This is a genomic window from Sphaerisporangium sp. NPDC051017, from assembly GCF_040683095.1.
In the GTDB taxonomy this organism is placed as follows: Bacteria; Actinomycetota; Actinomycetes; order Streptosporangiales; family Streptosporangiaceae; genus Sphaerisporangium.
The window spans coordinates 1-15556 of the sequence record NZ_JBFBCI010000020.1 but is presented as its reverse complement, the minus strand read 5'-3'; the positions used below and the strand labels follow the sequence as shown (position 1 = coordinate 15556).

Below are 15556 nucleotides of genomic sequence, written 5' to 3'. Positions count from 1 at the left end.
GTTGCGGTTCATGCCGTGGCCACCTCCAGGCTGCGGCCGGCGTACTGCCGCCGCCACTCGCGGACCCCGAGCAGGACCATGACGAAGAAGACGCCGTACACCACGGCGGACACGTACAGCCCGGACCAGTAGGCCAGGGGCACGCCGACCAGGTCGACGGCCACCCAGATCCACCAGAAGTCGATCAGCGCCCTGCCCTGGGCGTAGGTCGCGATGGCGCTGCCGACGAAGATGTAGGCGTCCGGCCAGGGCGCCCAGGACCAGCCGGTGGCCATGAAGAACCAGGCGACCAGGCCGGTGGCCGCGACCATGACGGCGATCAGCGTGAGGCGCTCGCGCAGGGTTCCGGGCCGTACGGCCAGCGCCTCTCCGCCCCGGGTTCCGCGCACCCATTTGACCCAGCCGTAGACGGCGAGCGCGGCGAACATCGCCTGCTTCAGCGCGTTGCCGGTGATGTGGGCCTGCAGGGACGCGGCCAGCAGCAGGATGGATGACGCGAACTGCACCGGCCAGGTCCAGATGGTGCGCCTGATCGCCAGCCACACGGTCGCGAGCGCGCCGATGTTGCCGACCAGGTCGATCCACAGGACGTGCTGGCCGAACACCTCGAAACCCGCCTGGGTCCAGCCGCTCATGCCCGCCCCTCGGCGTGCGCGCCGACGAGCTTCTCGACGTACTTGGCGATCACGTCGACCTCGAGGTTGACCGGGTCGCCGGGCCGCTTGAAACCGAGGGTGGTGAGCTCCAGCGTGGTCGGGATCAGGCTGACCGAGAACTCGCCGTCCCGGACGTCCACGACGGTCAGGCTGACGCCGTCGACCGCGATGGACCCCTTCTCGACCACGTAGCGGGCGAGCCCCGGCGGCAGGGACACGCGCACGACCTCCCAGTGCTCGGCCGGCTCCCGCGCGATGATCGTGCCGGTGCCGTCGACGTGGCCCTGGACGATGTGGCCGCCGAGCCGCTGGTCCGCGCGGACGGCACGCTCCAGGTTCACGCGCGTCCCCGGGGTGAGGGCACCGAGCGAGCTGCGGTCGAGCGTCTCCTTCATCACGTCGGCGGTGAAGGCGTCCTCTGTGGCGTCCACGACGGTCAGGCAGACGCCGTTGACGGCGATCGACTCGCCATGCCGGGCACCGTCGGCGACGACCTTCCCCCGGATCGTGAGGCGCGCCGCGTCGGGCAGCGCCTCCACGCCGGTGAGCTCGCCGAGCTCCTCAACGATTCCAGTGAACATCAACGCTCCTTGTGCGTGCGGCCGGGAGCAGCCGGAGCTCGGGCCGATCAGATCCTGCGAGAGGAAGCAACCCGGAAGGGGCGTGGCGTCTTCCGCCGCGTCCGCCGCGAGGGGCGCGCGGACGCGAGGGGATCAGGAGAGGAGAGAGGGAACGGCGCCCGAGAACGGCGCGTGGGCCCACGCGCGTGGTGACGTCCGGTCGGCGCATCCCGTCCCCTTCCTCGCCAGCGGCTACGACTGCCACTGCGGGCCCCGGGGTGAACGGGTGCGGCGCGCGAGCACACCACACAGATGCCCGGCGGCACCGAGCCGCCGGACGCGCGCGCTTCCTCCCATCCGGACTTTAACCGTCGGTCCCGGAATTCCACCGGGTCCACCGGCCGATGGACTCGGCCGGGTCGCGGACTGTCACCGCCGGTTCGGAATTTCACCGACCCCGGAGCACGCTGCTCTGCTCTCAGTGTGCCATACCACGCAAAGAGGGCGTAACCCTCGACACCCCTAGATAACCAAGCGATTGCTTGCTGGGGTCACCACAGCTCGGAGGGGTCCCACCGGATGACCGGATCTTCACCAGATGGACCGATTTGACGGATGTCGGCGGATAATCCGCTGATATCGTCATATCCACGTCTTGCTTGTGTCACAAAATCGTGACACTTGAAATTGCGTGTAATGTGCAGTGTGTCCTAGCCAATCGACGCAGGTCAAGGGGCTGGCGGACACAACCTGATTGACATTGCACAACGAACGGCGAAATCGTGTAAAGGATGCGTCCGGGACATTGACCGGCAGGTAATAAATTGCCAAGGTTCCCTCAAGTCACGATTTACCGCGATCGATCTCTGGTGGCACCCGCACAATGACACTCCCCTCACAGGCCGCGACCGAGCCCGGATCCGACCCCGTCGGCGATGCCTCGGCCCAGGCCGCAGAGACGGGCGGCTCCGCCCTCGTGGGCCGCTCGCCGGCCCAGCTCATGTGGCGGCGATTCCGCCGGGACCGCACCGGCGTCGTATCCGCCTGTATCGTGGCGTTCTTCTTCCTGGTGGCGCTCCTGGCCCCGTTGATCGCGTGGCTGTACGGCAAGGACGCGTACACGACCTACGGGCAGAACGTCCCCGGACTGCTCAACGAGTACGGCTACCCGATCGCCCCCAACGGCGGCGTGAGCGGGGAGTTCTGGTTCGGCCTGGAGCCCGGGCTCGGCCGCGACGTGTTCATGCAGCTCGTGTACGGCATCCGCACGTCGCTGTCCATCGCGATCATCGTCGCGATCGTCACGACGTTCATCGGCGTGGTCATGGGCATCTGGTCGGGGTACGCCGGCGGCAAGACCGACTACGTCATCGGCCGGATCATCGACACGCTGCTGGCCTTCCCCTCGCAGCTGTTCCTCATCGTGTTCCTGCCCGTCGTCGAGGCCGCGTTCGTCTCCCCCGACGAGGAGACGCCCGTGTGGCTGCGCTACGTCTCCATCTGCGTGGTGCTGACCGTCCTCGGATGGGCGACGATCTCGCGGCTGCTGCGCTCCCAGGTGCTCTCGCTGCGCGAACGCGAGTTCATCGAGGCCGCCAAGGTCACCGGCGCCTCCCCCGCACGGATCATCTTCAAGGAGCTGCTGCCCAACCTCTGGACGCCCATCATCATCCAGTCCACCCTCGCGCTGCCGCTGTACGTCGGCGCGGAGGCGGGCCTGGGCTTCCTCGGCGTCGGCATGACCGAGCCCACCCCGGACTGGGGCCGCATGTTCCTGGTGGGCTCCAACGTCTACCACCAGGACATCACCTACCTCGTCTTCCCCGGCGTCTCCATGGTGATCTTCGTCGTCGCGTTCAACCTGCTCGGAGACTCCCTCAGGGACGCCTTCGACCCCAAGACCCGGCGATGAGCCGCACCACTCTCCTCTCCGCCGACCTGCCTCGCAGGGGCGGCTTGTAATGATCAGGAAGGGCGATATGACAGTCTCACGCAGGAGGGCCACCGCGGCGGCGGCGATCCTCACGGCCGGGGCCCTCGCACTGGCCGGGTGCGCCAAGGGCGGAGGCGGCGGGCCCGCCGCGACGGGAAGCAGCGGCGGCGCGGCCACGCCGACCAAGCCGCTGGAGAACAAGGCCGTCAGCTCGATCACCGTGGGCACCGCGGCCGACTCGACCGGCCCCGCGACCCCCGTCCCGGGCGCGAAGCCCGGCGGCACGGTGAACATGATCGACCGTGACGACTTCTCCCACCTCGACCCGGCCCGCGTGTACCTCAACTACAACGCCACCGCGTCCTCGCTGTTCACCCGCCAGCTCACCGGCTACCGCAGGGGCGCCGACGGCATCAAGCTGGTCGGCGACCTCGCCACCGACACCGGCACCACCACCGACGGCGGCAAGACGTGGACGTTCACGCTCAAGGACGGCCTGAAGTGGCAGGACGGCACCCCGATCACCTCGGCCGACATCAAGTACAGCGTTGAGCGCCTCTACGCGCCGTTCATCACCGAGGGGCCGACCTACCTGCAGCAGTGGCTGGTCAAGGGTGACTACCGCAAGGCGTACGAGGGCCCGTACAACGGCAAGTCGCTGGACGCGGTCGAGACGCCCGACGACAAGACCGTGGTCTTCCACCTGCAGGACCCGCACCCGGACCTGAACTTCACCCTGGCCATGACCGGCTACGGAGCCGTGCCGAAGGCGCAGGACACCAAGGAGAAGTACGACAAGAAGCCCTTCTCCTCCGGGCCGTACCAGATCGTCAGCCATGTGACCGACAAGTCCTTGGACTTGGAGCGCAACCCGAACTGGGACCCGAAGACGGACCCGATCCGCAACGCCTACCCCGAGAAGTGGCACATGGAGTTCGGCGTGCAGGCGCAGAACTCCACCGAGCGCTTCCTCGCCGACTCCGGCGCGGACAAGACGGCGATGACGTTCCACAACGCCGTCGCCGCCGAGCGCGTGCAGGAGGTCCTGGGCAACGCCGAGGCGATGAAGCGGTCCATCCAGGGCCTGACGCCGTTCACCACGTTCTACAACCTCAACACCAAGCGGCTGACGGACGTGAAGGTCCGCCAGGCGATCACCAAGGCCTGGCCGGCCAAGCAGCTCCAGCTCATCTCCGGCGGCGAGGTCAACACCGGCAAGATCGCCACCACCGTCATGAGCCCGACCGTTCTCGGCTACGAGCCGTTCGACCTGTACGGCGTGCTGGCCAAGCCGAACGGCGACCCCGAGGCCGCCAAGGCGCTGCTGAAGGAGGCCGGGCAGCCGAACCCCACGGTCGTCTACGCCTACAACCAGACGCCGACGCAGGAGAAGATCACCGTCGCGATCAAGGACGCGCTGACCAAGGCGGGCTTCAACGTCGTGGCCAAGCCGCTCAACCCGGCGACCTTCTACGACGCCATCGGCCCGGTGGACAACAAGTACGACATCTACTGGGGCGGCTGGGCCGCCGACTGGCCGACCGGCTCGACCGCGATCCAACCGCTCTTCGACGGCAGGCTGATCGCCGACAACGCCTCGAACTACAGCCACCTCAATGTCCCGGAGATCAACGACGCGATCGACGCCGCGAACAAGATCACCGACGCGGCCGAGGCGGGCAAGGCGTGGGCGGCCGTCGACAAGAAGATCATGGAGCAGGCGGCCATCGTCCCCGAGTACTACCAGACCTACTTCGGTCTGTACGGCTCGGGCCTGGGCGGGGTGGAGTTCGACCCCATCCAGGGTGAGCAGTCCCCGCTCAACGTCTACGTCAAGTAGCCTCCACCGCCGCCGCCCGGGCGACCCGTCCGGGCGGCGGCGCGGGCCCTCACATTCCGCCGGCAAGAAAAGAAGCACGAGGTCATGTTCCGGTTCATCGTACGCCGACTCATCGGCGCCGCCGTGATCATGCTGATCATCAGTGCCGTCACGTTCTTCCTCTTCTACGCGATCCCCCGCGACCCCGCGCGCGCGTTCTGCGGGAAGATCTGCTCCCCCACGAACCTGGAACTGATCCGGCACAATCTCGGCATGGACGACCCGCTGTTCGTGCAGTACTGGCACTGGCTGACGGGCATCTTCACCGGACGCGACCTCGTCCAGTTCGGCGCGTGCGCCGCCCCCTGCCTCGGCTACTCCTTCGCCACGCAGGAGCCCGTCTTCGCCGCGATCCTCGACCGCTTCCCGGTGACCGTCTCGGTGACCATCGGCGCGGCGGTGGTGATCCTCTCGTTCGGCATCATCACCGGCATGATCGCCGCCTGGCAGCAGGGCAAGCCGCTCGACAAGATCGCGAGCACGTCGTCGGTGATCGGCGCGTCCCTGCAGATCTACTTCGTCGGGCCGCTGGTGGTGTTCTTCGTCGTGGACAGCATGGGGTTGCTCCCCCGCCCGTCCTACATCCCCTTCACCGAGAATCCGGCCGGGTGGTTCGTCCACCTGCTGATCCCATGGGTCGTGCTGTCGATCATCTTCACCGCCAACTACACGCGCATGACGCGGTCGGTGATGGTCGAGCAGCTCGCCGAGGACTACGTGCGCACCGCCCGGGCCAAGGGCATGTCGGGCCGCACCGTCTTCCTGCGGTTCGCCTGGCGCGGAGCCATGATCCCCATCGTGACCATCTTCGGCGTCGACCTCGCCACCCTCCTCGGCGGGACGATCATCACCGAGCAGACGTTCACTCTGCACGGCATCGGCGAACTCGCCGTGCGCGCCGTGCAGAACACCGACCTGCCGATGCTGCTCGGCGTCACCCTCGTGGGGGCCTTCGCGATCGTCATCCTCAACATCGTCGTGGACCTCCTCTACGCCGTCATCGACCCCCGCGTCAGGCTCGGCTGACCGGCATGCGCGCACACCGTACGACCCGAAGGAGCAGCGAGTGACCACCGTGACCTGGGACCGCGAGCCGGCGACACCGCGTGGTCCCGGGACGTTCCTGTCGGTCCGCGACCTGTCGGTCGAGTTCTCCACCGAGGACGGCGTCGTCCACGCGGTGGACTCGCTGTCGTTCGACCTCCAGAAGGGCACGACGCTCGGCATCGTCGGCGAGTCCGGGTCGGGCAAGTCGGTGTCGAACCTGGCGATCCTCGGCCTGCACGACCCGGCGTACACCAAGCTGGGCGGGGAGATCTGGCTGGAGGACCAGGACCTGCTGCGCGCCGGCCGCTCCACGATGGAGAGGCTGCGCGGCAACCGCATCGCGATGATCTTCCAGGACCCGCTGACCTCGCTGTCGCCGTACCACACCGTCGGACGGCAGATCTCCGAGGTCTACCGCAAGCACAAGGGCGCGAGCCGGGCCGAGGCGCGGGCGCGGGCCGTCGAGATGCTGGAGCGCGTGGGCATCCCCCACGCCAGGACACGGGTGGACGACTACCCGCACCAGTTCTCCGGCGGCATGCGCCAGCGCGTCATGATCGCCATGGCGCTGGTCTGCGACCCTGACCTGCTCATCGCCGACGAGCCGACGACGGCGCTGGACGTCACCGTCCAGGCGCAGATCCTCGACCTGCTGAAGGACCTGCAGCAGCAGTTCGGCACGTCGATCATCCTCATCACCCACGACCTCGGCGTCGTGGCCACCACCGCGCACAACGTGCTGGTGATGTACGCCGGCCGGGCCGTCGAGCAGGGCACCACGCACGAGGTGCTGCGCGAGCCCCGCCACCCCTACACCTGGGGACTGCTCGGCTCGATGCCGAAGCTCACCTCCAACGTGGACCTCCCGCTCCTGCCCGTGCGCGGCACCCCGCCTAGCCTGCTCAACCCGCCGCCCGGCTGCCCCTTCCACCCCCGGTGCGACCACCGCCGGCTGGTGGGAGGCGACGCCTGCGCCACCGAGCGGCCCGAGCTGTCCCCCGCCGAGGGCCACCGCGACGCCTGCTACCTGACGCTCGCCCAGAAGCGGGAAACCTTCGACGGCAAGATCAAGGAACGACTGTGACCGAGACCCTGCTGGAGCTGTCCGGCCTGACCAAGCACTTCCCCGTCCTCGGCGGGCTGGTCTTCAAGCGCCAGATCGGGCGCGTGCACGCGGTGGACGGCATCGACCTGACCGTCGGCGCGGGCGAGACGCTCGGCCTCGTGGGCGAGTCCGGCTGCGGCAAGTCCACCACCGGGCGGCTGGTGGCACGGCTGCTGGAGCCGACCGCCGGCAGCATCCTGTACAAGGGCAGGGACATCGCGCACGCGAGCCGCCGCGAGCTCAAGCCCATCCGGCCCGAGATCCAGATGATCTTCCAGGACCCGTACTCGTCGCTGAACCCCCGGCACACCGTCGGCGCGATCATCAGCGGCCCCATGGAGGTCAACGGCATCGAGCCGCCGGGCGGGCGGCAGAAGCGCGTCCGCGAACTGCTGGAGATCGTCGGGCTCAACCCCGAGCACTACAACCGGTTCCCGCACGAGTTCTCCGGCGGCCAGCGCCAGCGCATCGGCGTCGCCCGCGCGCTCGCCCTGGAGCCCAAGCTCATCGTCGCCGACGAACCGGTGTCCGCGCTGGACGTCTCGATCCAGGCGCAGGTGATCAACCTGCTGCAGCAGCTCCAGCGGGACCTCGGCATCGCGTTCCTGTTCATCGCGCACGACCTCGCGGTGGTGCGGCACTTCTCGCAGCGCGTCGCCGTGATGTACCTCGGCAAGATCGTCGAGGTGGGCGACCGGGCGTCGATCTACGAACGCCCGCGCCACCCGTACACCCACGCCCTGCTGTCCGCCGTCCCCGAGGTCGAGTTTCCCGCGGACGGCCCCGAACCGGCCGGGCGCATCCGCCTCACCGGCGACGTCCCCTCCCCCATCGACCCCCCGTCCGGCTGCCGCTTCCGCACCCGCTGCTGGAAGGCCCAGGACAAGTGCGCCACCGAGGAGCCCCCGCTCGTCCGCCTGGAGGGCAACCACGAGGGCCACCTCACCGCCTGCCACTTCCCCGAGGCCCCCACCCCCCACGGCAAGGACATCGTCCTCGACCCCGCCCTGGCCTGAGTCCCCGGCCGCCCTGACCTGACCCACCGCGCGCGGATGATCGTGACGGCATAGGTTCGCCCTAGAAGGTCCAGCCCGATCGACGGCGGGGAGGCCGCAATGACAGCACCCCAGCTCCAGGGAAAGAAGGCCGTGGTCACCGGAGGGTCCCGGGGCATCGGCAGGGCGATCGTCGAGCGGCTCGCCCGCGACGGCGCCGAGGTCGTGTTCAGCTACGCGAGCAACGCGCAGGCGGCGGCCGAGGTGGAGAAGGCCGTGAAGTCCGCGGGCGGCGGCGCGCACGCCGTCCGGATCGACCTCGCCGACCCGGGTGCCGCCGAGCGCCTGATGGAACTCGCCGAGGAACGCCTCGGGCCGGTGGACATCATCGTGAACAACGCCGCGATGAGCTTCACCCCGACCCCGATCGCCGACCTGGACGAGGACCTCTACGACCGCGCCATGACGGTCAACGCCAGGTCCGTCTTCCTCACCACCCGTTACGCCGCCCGACACATGCCCGACGGCGGGCGGATCATCAACATCTCGACGCTGAACACCATCCGCCCGGCCCCCGGCATCGCCCCGTACGCCGCCAGCAAGGGCGCCCTGGAACAGCTGACGGCCGTCGCCGCAGTGGAACTGGGCCCGCGCGGCATCACCGTGAACACCGTCTCCCCCGGCGCCACCGACACCGACCTCCTCCGCAGCACCAACCCCGAGGAAGCCCTGACGACCGTCGCGGCCATCACCCCCCTACGCCGCCTCGGCCACCCGTCCGACGTGGCGGATGTGGTCGCCTTCCTGGCCGGCCCCGACGCCCGCTGGCTAACCGGCCAAAACCTCCACGCCACCGGCGGCCTAGCCTGATCCCCGCCTCGGTACCGTGGAACCGTCAGGGGCTCTCGACCAGCACTTTCTGCCTGACCAGGGGCCCATAGCAATGGCCGAAAGTATCGGCCCGCCTCCTCAACTCCTTCAAGAACATCATCTCGAAACTCTCGTCCACGATCTCGGAGCCCATCGCGAGAATCCGCTCGAACGCCTGCATCAGTTTCCGCAGGATCGGCAGGTCTCCTGCCTCCAGGGCGGGAATGAAAAGAGCCTCCCAAATTTCGAGAAAGTACATGTAAGGGTTGTCCTGCGGCACAGGAACAGGCGACCCACCGGGCTCGACCCCTTCGAGTGCGTTGATGGCCGCGCGAGCCTCCGGGACCTCCTGCCACAGGATGTCCCGGACACCCCGTGAGAAGTCGTAGGCGGGATCCGGCTTCCAGTTCCTGGCGATGTCCATCAGTGTCGGGGGACGCTTACTCCACTTCCAGACCATGCCCGTGACCCTATATCACCGGGATCATGGTGCCCCAGAGGATCAGAACACTCATCCTGGAAACGCTGGCCTTGAGTAACGCGATCAGCTTTCCCATGGTGTCCGGAGTGATCAGCTGGACCCCATGCATCCTCGGCGGGACAAGTTTCGCCGGGCCGTCGCACGGATTTCATCCCAATGGTCATCACACATGGACAGCACCGTCTCCGTCGGCGTGTTCGGATGTCCGGCGACGGTTTGCCGGATCGCGTCATGCTCATCCGTCGAAAGGCGCTCCAGAACATCCGCCGGCGCCTTGTTCTTTGAAGCGACCATGGAGCGGACACGCCAGTCGGCATCAGATGCCAGAAGCCGCAGAACCTCGATGGGCACCGTCTTGTTGTGCGCTACCCAGAACCGCGCCTCCGGGTGATCATTGATCAACTCCAGCCAGACCTCCAAGGGGGCGGACTCTCGGGCCGCGCGATTATATTCCGCCGGATCATCGCTGAACCGTAGAGAAAGAAATTCCTGCGCCGAGGTTATCATCGACCACTCACGATCCCTTGAGATCCTTCCATGGAATGAACTTCCCCTTCTCGGATTTCCACTTACGAGCGAAGAAGTTCCCCCATTTGTCCGCGTCCGCGACCCACTCCAGCCCCTTGGACGTCTGCCTGTAGACCTTCCATACGGAACCGCCGTCTCCCTTGACGTCCGTACTCCACCAGAGGACCTCGCCCTTGGCGTTGGGGGCCTGCTGATAGTAGTTCTCGCCGAAGGGCCCTCCGCGCCTCACCTTGGTGGACTTCGCCGCCGTGATCGTCCAGGGCTTCGGGCACCCCGCGTTCCCGTGCTGTCTCGATCTTCTTGGCTTGGGTGTTCAGCTCGGCCAAGGCTGGCGTTCTGCCGCGCTGATGGCAAGAACGACACGGCCGCGCGATCGGGCAAGCTGGTGAAGAAGCACAACGCGCTGGCGACCTGGATGCCGGCCCGTCAAGAGGACTACGTGCGGTTCACCCGAGATGAACGGTGCCCTTCGACAACAACGCGGCCGAGCGCGAGATCAGGACGATCAAGCTGAGGCAGAAGGTCTCCGGCTGCCTGCGCACGCTGGCCGGCCCCGAGCAGTTCTGCGCGGTCCGCCGCTATCTCGCCACTGTCCGCAAACACGGCGTCGGCTTCTTCCACGCCCTCGTTGAACTCGCCGAGGGTCGCCCCTGGCTGCCCGCCATCCCAGGGCTCACATTCCTCGAGAGTTTTCGTGCCTCCGCCGGCAATTCGGCGCTGCCTGCCGCCACGTAATCTCACACTTAGCGATCTTGGTGGCCTAACCAGTTACCCTGCAGGCAGCAAGTCGGGCTAGAATTTCAATCCGCCACAGACAACTCAATCGCCTTGACATGAGGCAATTGCGAAGGCATACGGTCAGTCACCCACGCATATTCAAGCGCCGACAGCTTTCCATCTGTCAGCCACAAAATGAGCTCCCCGACCGGCTCCCCATCCTCTGACCTGACGATCGCACGCACTGGAGCGATTTCTCCCAGAATCGGCGCCACCGGCAGATTATCGCCTACCTTGATGTAGATACTGGGCGATCTACCGCTCGAAGACCACGTCCCCGTCACACATGCGCCCTGCAGTTGATGCCGCAGTTCGCGCACCCCCGGAAACTCGACCGACAGCAGGTACCCCAAGACATCGTGCTCTAGTTCCGTCAGTCGCCGTTCCACGGCAGCCACTACCCCCTAAGTAAAGAGATCAGTTATTTGAATTATCTGTGCATGCCCGGACGGAAAGCAGTACCAATTCTCGGCACCCCTCTGACCATTGCACCTCGAATAGTTACCCTAACCCCGGCTACAATCCTGGTAACCTCAAACACGCCAGAATCCGGCAAATCGTCTATGTCTGCAAGACTATCAACGATCTTGCGCATCAAGCCCGAGCGACCGTATTTTTCGGCCAGGTCCTCGAAGCCATGCTTGGCCGGATCTATTACATGTTCAAGCTTTTCTTCTGTATTCGCGGCTTCAAATGTCTTCTGCAGCGCATCCGCACAAGGAATTGCATTATGTACGAGAACGTCGATCCCACGTACCGCTACATGGTAGGTGTGGAAGTTGCCGACAGTTAGATTATGGACCTCCTGACCGGTTCGTCGGTAGTGTCGGACGCTGATCACTTCGATCGTTCGGCCACTCGAGGTGCGAAGATACATGCCAGGCCGCAAGGCCGAAGCGTTCACCCAGTGCCCCTGGTCACTCACCCAGAAGGGGTGACTGTCGGTTGAAGTGATCACACCGGTCGCGCTGCCAATACGGCCGTCCGTGTCGACTGTCACCTCGACAAGATCCTTGGTGCCCTTGCTGCCGATTAGAGCGACTACTGGCTTTGGGGTCGCCTCACCAGACTGCGGATCCGCACTAGGACCTTGTCGCCCACCTCGACATCTTCGATCGCCTTTCCCGATCCATCGGCCATGACAACTTTCGTGCCGGGAATAAAGCTGCTGCATGCCGCCTTTGCAACCCGACCCAAAAACTGCTGTGCTGCTTTCAGCTCACCCTTCGCATTCATCCATCCCTTGAGAGCTTTTATCGCCTCGTCAGCGTGCTTCCAGATGTCCTTGGCGAGCTTGACTCCCTTCTTCCACTTCCAGGGCAACGCGTACTTTGCGCCAAGTTTCGCGACTAGTCCGCCGGCGAGAGAGCCAAGGATGTTGAGGGCAGTTTCACCGCACGCACCAAGATCTCCCTTGGTTAAGCAGTTAAGGCCCGCAGTGATGCCCAGCTCGTCGGCGGCAATTCTCCCAAGTGCCATGAGCGCATCGAGGAGTTGTTTCTGCCAGTCATCAAGATGGCTTAGGGCAACTGCCTCTTTATACTGGGCACATGCCAGACTGTTGGGTTTGGTACATGCGCCTGGGTCGCCGTAGGCGGGCTCAGGACGAAGACCGGTCGGGTCTGAAAAGCCGATCGGATTTCCGGCGGCGTAGCCATACGGATTGGCCTTCTGCGGCTTGGTCAAGTCTAGCAGCGGATCGATGGAGACGAATTTGCCAATGGTGGGATCATAGTAGCGCGCAGAGAGGTAATCTAAGCCGGTCGATTCGTCTTCAACTTTGCCGAGGAACCCCCTGTCCGTGAATGGCAAATCATCGATGCCACGGCGTTTACCGTAGGGGAGGTAGCGTTCCCTGCCGACTTGTCCAGTTGTGTCATCGATGGCCAACTGCTGGCTGCCATGGAAACCTGATGCCAGCCAATTCAGGCTCGCGTCACCGACGCGTACGGCTACAGTGGAACCATCAGGGGCAGCGTAATACCGCTTACCGGTGAGCTTTCCCGCCTCCAGTTCGACGTCCATTGAACCGAGGTAGAGGGTGACCTTGCCGCTAGGATCACGGCGGATAAGGCGATTCCCCTCGGCGTCGTACACCATTCTGGTGTCCTGGCCGTCAACAGTAGCCTTGGTTAGCTGGCCAAGTTCATTCCAGTCGAAAGAGGCTGGCTTGCCTGCCATTGTGCGTTCAGTTAGCTGACCAGCATTATCGTAAGCATAGCTATCAGTGTCGCCGCCGGGTCGGTCGATTGAGGTCACAGCATTAGGACGGATGGCTGAGGCGCCTGGCTCCGGATAATGGTAGAAGGAGCTTTGGCCATTATCGCTTAGGACGGTCAGGTTGCCTGCTGGATCGTATTCGTACTGCTGCCTGTAGGGGTCGATACCCAGACCATCAGCCCCTGCGATGCCTACCGCGCAGGAGGACAAGGTAGTGGTCCAAGCAGCTGAGAGCCTGTGCAACCCATCATAGGAATAGCATTCCGACTGGCCCGGCGTGCCACCCGAGACGGCGGACGCGGCATCCAGGACCCTAGTGATCTGACCAGCAACGTCGTAGAAGTACTGGTCGTCTTGTGCGATCTGAGGGGTACTGGTATCGGACTTGCTAGTGGTGACGATCCGTGACAATCTCCCCGTGGAGGCATCCCAAGTCAGCACGCGTTTGACGCCGCCAGCAGCCCCGTAAGACCGCTCGGCCAGTTGAGCGGTGGGCGTGTACCGACTGTCCTTGACGTACGTGAAACCGCCGCCGTAGTCAGAGGTCAGCGCCTTAGACAGTCCAAGGTCACTATAGATGAATGTCAGATTCTCGGCGGGAAGCCCGCCAGCAGCCGGCATGCCGATTTCAGCTTGATCTCCGGCGACGTTGTATCTGGTGGTGAAGGTGTAATCGCCCGCCAGAAGGTCCTCGGAGGAGGGAATCTTGAGGGTAGAACCCGTTGGGCGTCCCATGGCGTCGTAGCCAGTTACCTGGTCGATATAGGCGTTTCCGCCGACGTATCTGGTTGAGGAGGTCAGCTTGCCTTTGGCTAGGGTGTCATAGGTCCAAGATGTCAGCTTGGTTCCAGTATCAACGTCTCCAGCCCATAGCGCGGTCTTACGGCCCAGATCGTCATAGCTGTAAGAGAGCTTTTGGCCGTTGCCGTCCCGGGTCCAGATAAGCCGTCCGGCCGAATCGTAGTGCTCCTCGCCGTTCCCGGCATCGGCATCGTGTGAGGTGATCCGCCGGCCGAGAAGGTCGTAAGCGAAACTACGGATGTTGCCGTTTACATCCACCAGCTTGGCAAGATGGCCGCCAACATCGTAGATGTAGAAAGTGTCCTTGTGAGTGGTGGCGTCAGACCACTCTTCAATCTTTACAACTTTATCATCGCTATCGGTCCAGTAGACGCTTTTCCCGCCTACAGGCGGTTGAACGTCATACCGGTCACCGAAGTGTGCAGTTCTGGTCCGGCGCAGTTCCGTCGCGCCGCTATAGTCGATCTGCGCGGTCGCCCGTTCTGCGCCGTCGTAGATGGTCTTGGACCATTGCGGCAGATCAGTGAACCGAGGATTCAGTAGTCCGCTACCCGCGCCACTTGCGTTATGCACAGGCTGAGAGATGACTGCGGGTAGCCCCCGCGCGTCGTAGGCGGTAGCGGTGACGATTCGCCCGCCAACTGGAGAGCTTGCCTGTTGCTCCCGACCTCGGCCGAACCCGTCGATGTACGCATACTGGGCGATCCAATCAGCCACGCCCCCCGAGATGGACTGCAGCTTGTTCAGCGTTGTCCTCAGCGGTGCGGTGGGTTGACCGAGATTGCCGTCATAAGGCACGTTGTAGGCGATGGTCGCCGCGGCGATACCACCACTCTTGGGCTGCAGCGGAGTCCAAAGTGCACTGGTACGGCCGAGGGAATCATAGTCGACCAAGGTGTCGTTGCCGTTGGCGTCACGTGTCTGGATCGGCTGACCATGGAGTGGTGACAACCAGGTAGTTGTCGTATGGCGGAGCGGATTGGTCGTCACCACACCGTTGACGGGCCATCCTGTCAACGGTGTGTAGTCGATCCTCGTGATCTTATTCGCTGCGTCGACAGTCAAGGTGATCCGCCCATAGCTGTCGAAGCCCGTGCCTGTGGTCGCATATTCAGAGTCGCTGCTGTAGACGCGGCTCTGGGTGGCGTTGCCGACCGTCGGAGTGTTGCTAGTAGGACTAGTGGCGCCGTCATAAAGGGTGATAGTGCGACCCAGGACTGTTCCGCTGGTACAGGCGTCGCCTGCTCGCCGCTCAACGCTGGCCGGGTAGTTGAGGAGCCATTTGGTGGTGTTGCGAGCGTAGGTGGTAGTGGTGCATGTGTTGTCGGTGGCGTCGCCGGTTTCGCCGTAGTCGTTGACCTTGGTAGGCAGGCCGTAGGTGTCGTAGCTGGTGCGCTGGTCGGTGTAGCGGAAGCCGGTGGTGACGGCTTCGCGGGTGACCTCGCGGGTGGTGTTGATCTGGAGCGGGTCGTAGATGCCGGGGCCGTTTCCGACGGAGACGGTGGTGTACTCGTACCGGGTCGAGCCGATCTCGACGTACCCGCCCAGGGTGGGACCGTCCGGAGGTGTGGTGGGGGGTGTGGTCGGTGTCGGGGTGACCGTGGGAGTCGGGGTGGGGCCGTCGGTACAGTCGCCGAGGTCCTTCCAGACGGAGAGCTTGCCGGGCTCCCAGCCATAGGAGGTTGCGTCCTGGGCTTCCCAGTG

The 15556-nt window shown here is 64.9% G+C and carries 15 protein-coding genes and 1 riboswitch; of the genes, 7 read left to right on the top strand and 8 right to left on the bottom strand.

Annotation, left to right across the window (positions count from 1 at the left end):
• Positions 1-8: 8 nt before the first annotated feature.
• Positions 9-635 (bottom strand): nicotinamide mononucleotide transporter family protein, encoded by a 627-nt coding sequence (locus tag AB0M95_RS18055; RefSeq protein WP_363765506.1) that lies wholly within the window; start codon positions 633-635, stop codon positions 9-11.
• A complete protein-coding gene (locus AB0M95_RS18050; protein ID WP_363765503.1) occupies positions 632-1237 on the bottom strand; it encodes a riboflavin synthase in 606 nt (201 codons plus the stop codon). The genes AB0M95_RS18055 and AB0M95_RS18050 overlap by 4 nt, the downstream gene beginning before the upstream one ends.
• Before the next feature lie 318 nt (positions 1238-1555).
• A riboswitch (FMN riboswitch) is annotated at positions 1556-1686 on the bottom strand.
• Between the two features lie 413 nt (positions 1687-2099).
• Between AB0M95_RS18050 and AB0M95_RS18045 the strand changes: the two genes are divergently transcribed.
• From AB0M95_RS18045 to AB0M95_RS18020, 6 genes are all read left to right on the top strand, one after another.
• A complete protein-coding gene (locus tag AB0M95_RS18045) occupies positions 2100-3128 on the top strand; it encodes an ABC transporter permease (protein WP_363765500.1) in 1029 nt (342 codons plus the stop codon).
• A gap of 67 nt (positions 3129-3195) precedes the next feature.
• On the top strand, positions 3196-4989 hold the full coding sequence (locus AB0M95_RS18040; RefSeq protein WP_363765497.1) for an ABC transporter substrate-binding protein: 1794 nt from the start codon (positions 3196-3198) through the stop codon (positions 4987-4989).
• Positions 4990-5073: 84 nt separating this feature from the next.
• Positions 5074-6054 carry an ABC transporter permease gene (locus AB0M95_RS18035; protein ID WP_363765494.1) on the top strand — a complete coding sequence of 327 codons (981 nt, stop codon included), beginning with the start codon at positions 5074-5076 and terminating at the stop codon, positions 6052-6054.
• 40 nt (positions 6055-6094) lie between these two features.
• Positions 6095-7159, top strand: a complete 1065-nt coding sequence (locus AB0M95_RS18030; protein WP_363765492.1) for an ABC transporter ATP-binding protein — start codon at positions 6095-6097, stop codon at positions 7157-7159.
• Positions 7156-8196 (top strand): oligopeptide/dipeptide ABC transporter ATP-binding protein, encoded by a 1041-nt coding sequence (locus AB0M95_RS18025; protein ID WP_363765489.1) that lies wholly within the window; start codon positions 7156-7158, stop codon positions 8194-8196. The genes AB0M95_RS18030 and AB0M95_RS18025 overlap by 4 nt, the downstream gene beginning before the upstream one ends.
• A gap of 99 nt (positions 8197-8295) precedes the next feature.
• A complete protein-coding gene (locus AB0M95_RS18020) occupies positions 8296-9045 on the top strand; it encodes a glucose 1-dehydrogenase (RefSeq protein ID WP_363765486.1) in 750 nt (249 codons plus the stop codon).
• A gap of 25 nt (positions 9046-9070) precedes the next feature.
• Here AB0M95_RS18020 and AB0M95_RS18015 read toward each other — a convergent pair whose 3' ends face one another.
• From AB0M95_RS18015 to AB0M95_RS18005, 3 genes are all read right to left on the bottom strand, one after another.
• Positions 9071-9505: a hypothetical protein gene (locus AB0M95_RS18015; protein ID WP_363765483.1), complete on the bottom strand. Its 435-nt coding sequence runs from the start codon at positions 9503-9505 to the stop codon at positions 9071-9073.
• 111 nt (positions 9506-9616) lie between these two features.
• A complete protein-coding gene (locus AB0M95_RS18010) occupies positions 9617-10033 on the bottom strand; it encodes a hypothetical protein (protein ID WP_363765480.1) in 417 nt (138 codons plus the stop codon).
• Positions 10034-10040: 7 nt separating this feature from the next.
• Positions 10041-10283 (bottom strand): hypothetical protein, encoded by a 243-nt coding sequence (locus AB0M95_RS18005; protein ID WP_363765478.1) that lies wholly within the window; start codon positions 10281-10283, stop codon positions 10041-10043.
• Positions 10284-10516: 233 nt separating this feature from the next.
• Here AB0M95_RS18005 and AB0M95_RS18000 point away from each other — a divergent pair, with 233 nt between their 5' ends.
• Positions 10517-10789 carry a transposase gene (locus AB0M95_RS18000; RefSeq protein ID WP_363765475.1) on the top strand — a complete coding sequence of 91 codons (273 nt, stop codon included), beginning with the start codon at positions 10517-10519 and terminating at the stop codon, positions 10787-10789.
• Between the two features lie 65 nt (positions 10790-10854).
• Here AB0M95_RS18000 and AB0M95_RS17995 read toward each other — a convergent pair whose 3' ends face one another.
• From AB0M95_RS17995 to AB0M95_RS17985, 3 genes are all read right to left on the bottom strand, one after another.
• On the bottom strand, positions 10855-11220 hold the full coding sequence (locus AB0M95_RS17995) for a hypothetical protein (protein WP_363765472.1): 366 nt from the start codon (positions 11218-11220) through the stop codon (positions 10855-10857).
• 41 nt (positions 11221-11261) lie between these two features.
• Positions 11262-11960 carry a polymorphic toxin-type HINT domain-containing protein gene (locus AB0M95_RS17990; protein WP_363765728.1) on the bottom strand — a complete coding sequence of 233 codons (699 nt, stop codon included), beginning with the start codon at positions 11958-11960 and terminating at the stop codon, positions 11262-11264.
• A partial coding sequence (locus AB0M95_RS17985) for an RHS repeat-associated core domain-containing protein (RefSeq protein WP_363765469.1) occupies positions 11873-15556 on the bottom strand: 3684 nt, incomplete at its 5' end. The genes AB0M95_RS17985 and AB0M95_RS17990, both read right to left, overlap by 88 nt.

Coding starts and splice junctions, on each gene's coding strand:
- AB0M95_RS18055 (WP_363765506.1), bottom strand. CDS start 635: ATGAGCGGCTGGACCCAGGCGGGTTTCGAGGTGTTCGGCCAGCACGTC.
- AB0M95_RS18050 (WP_363765503.1), bottom strand. CDS start 1,237: ATGTTCACTGGAATCGTTGAGGAGCTCGGCGAGCTCACCGGCGTGGAG.
- AB0M95_RS18045 (WP_363765500.1), top strand. CDS start 2,100: ATGACACTCCCCTCACAGGCCGCGACCGAGCCCGGATCCGACCCCGTC.
- AB0M95_RS18040 (WP_363765497.1), top strand. CDS start 3,196: ATGACAGTCTCACGCAGGAGGGCCACCGCGGCGGCGGCGATCCTCACG.
- AB0M95_RS18035 (WP_363765494.1), top strand. CDS start 5,074: ATGTTCCGGTTCATCGTACGCCGACTCATCGGCGCCGCCGTGATCATG.
- AB0M95_RS18020 (WP_363765486.1), top strand. CDS start 8,296: ATGACAGCACCCCAGCTCCAGGGAAAGAAGGCCGTGGTCACCGGAGGG.
- AB0M95_RS18015 (WP_363765483.1), bottom strand. CDS start 9,505: ATGGTCTGGAAGTGGAGTAAGCGTCCCCCGACACTGATGGACATCGCC.
- AB0M95_RS18010 (WP_363765480.1), bottom strand. CDS start 10,033: ATGATAACCTCGGCGCAGGAATTTCTTTCTCTACGGTTCAGCGATGAT.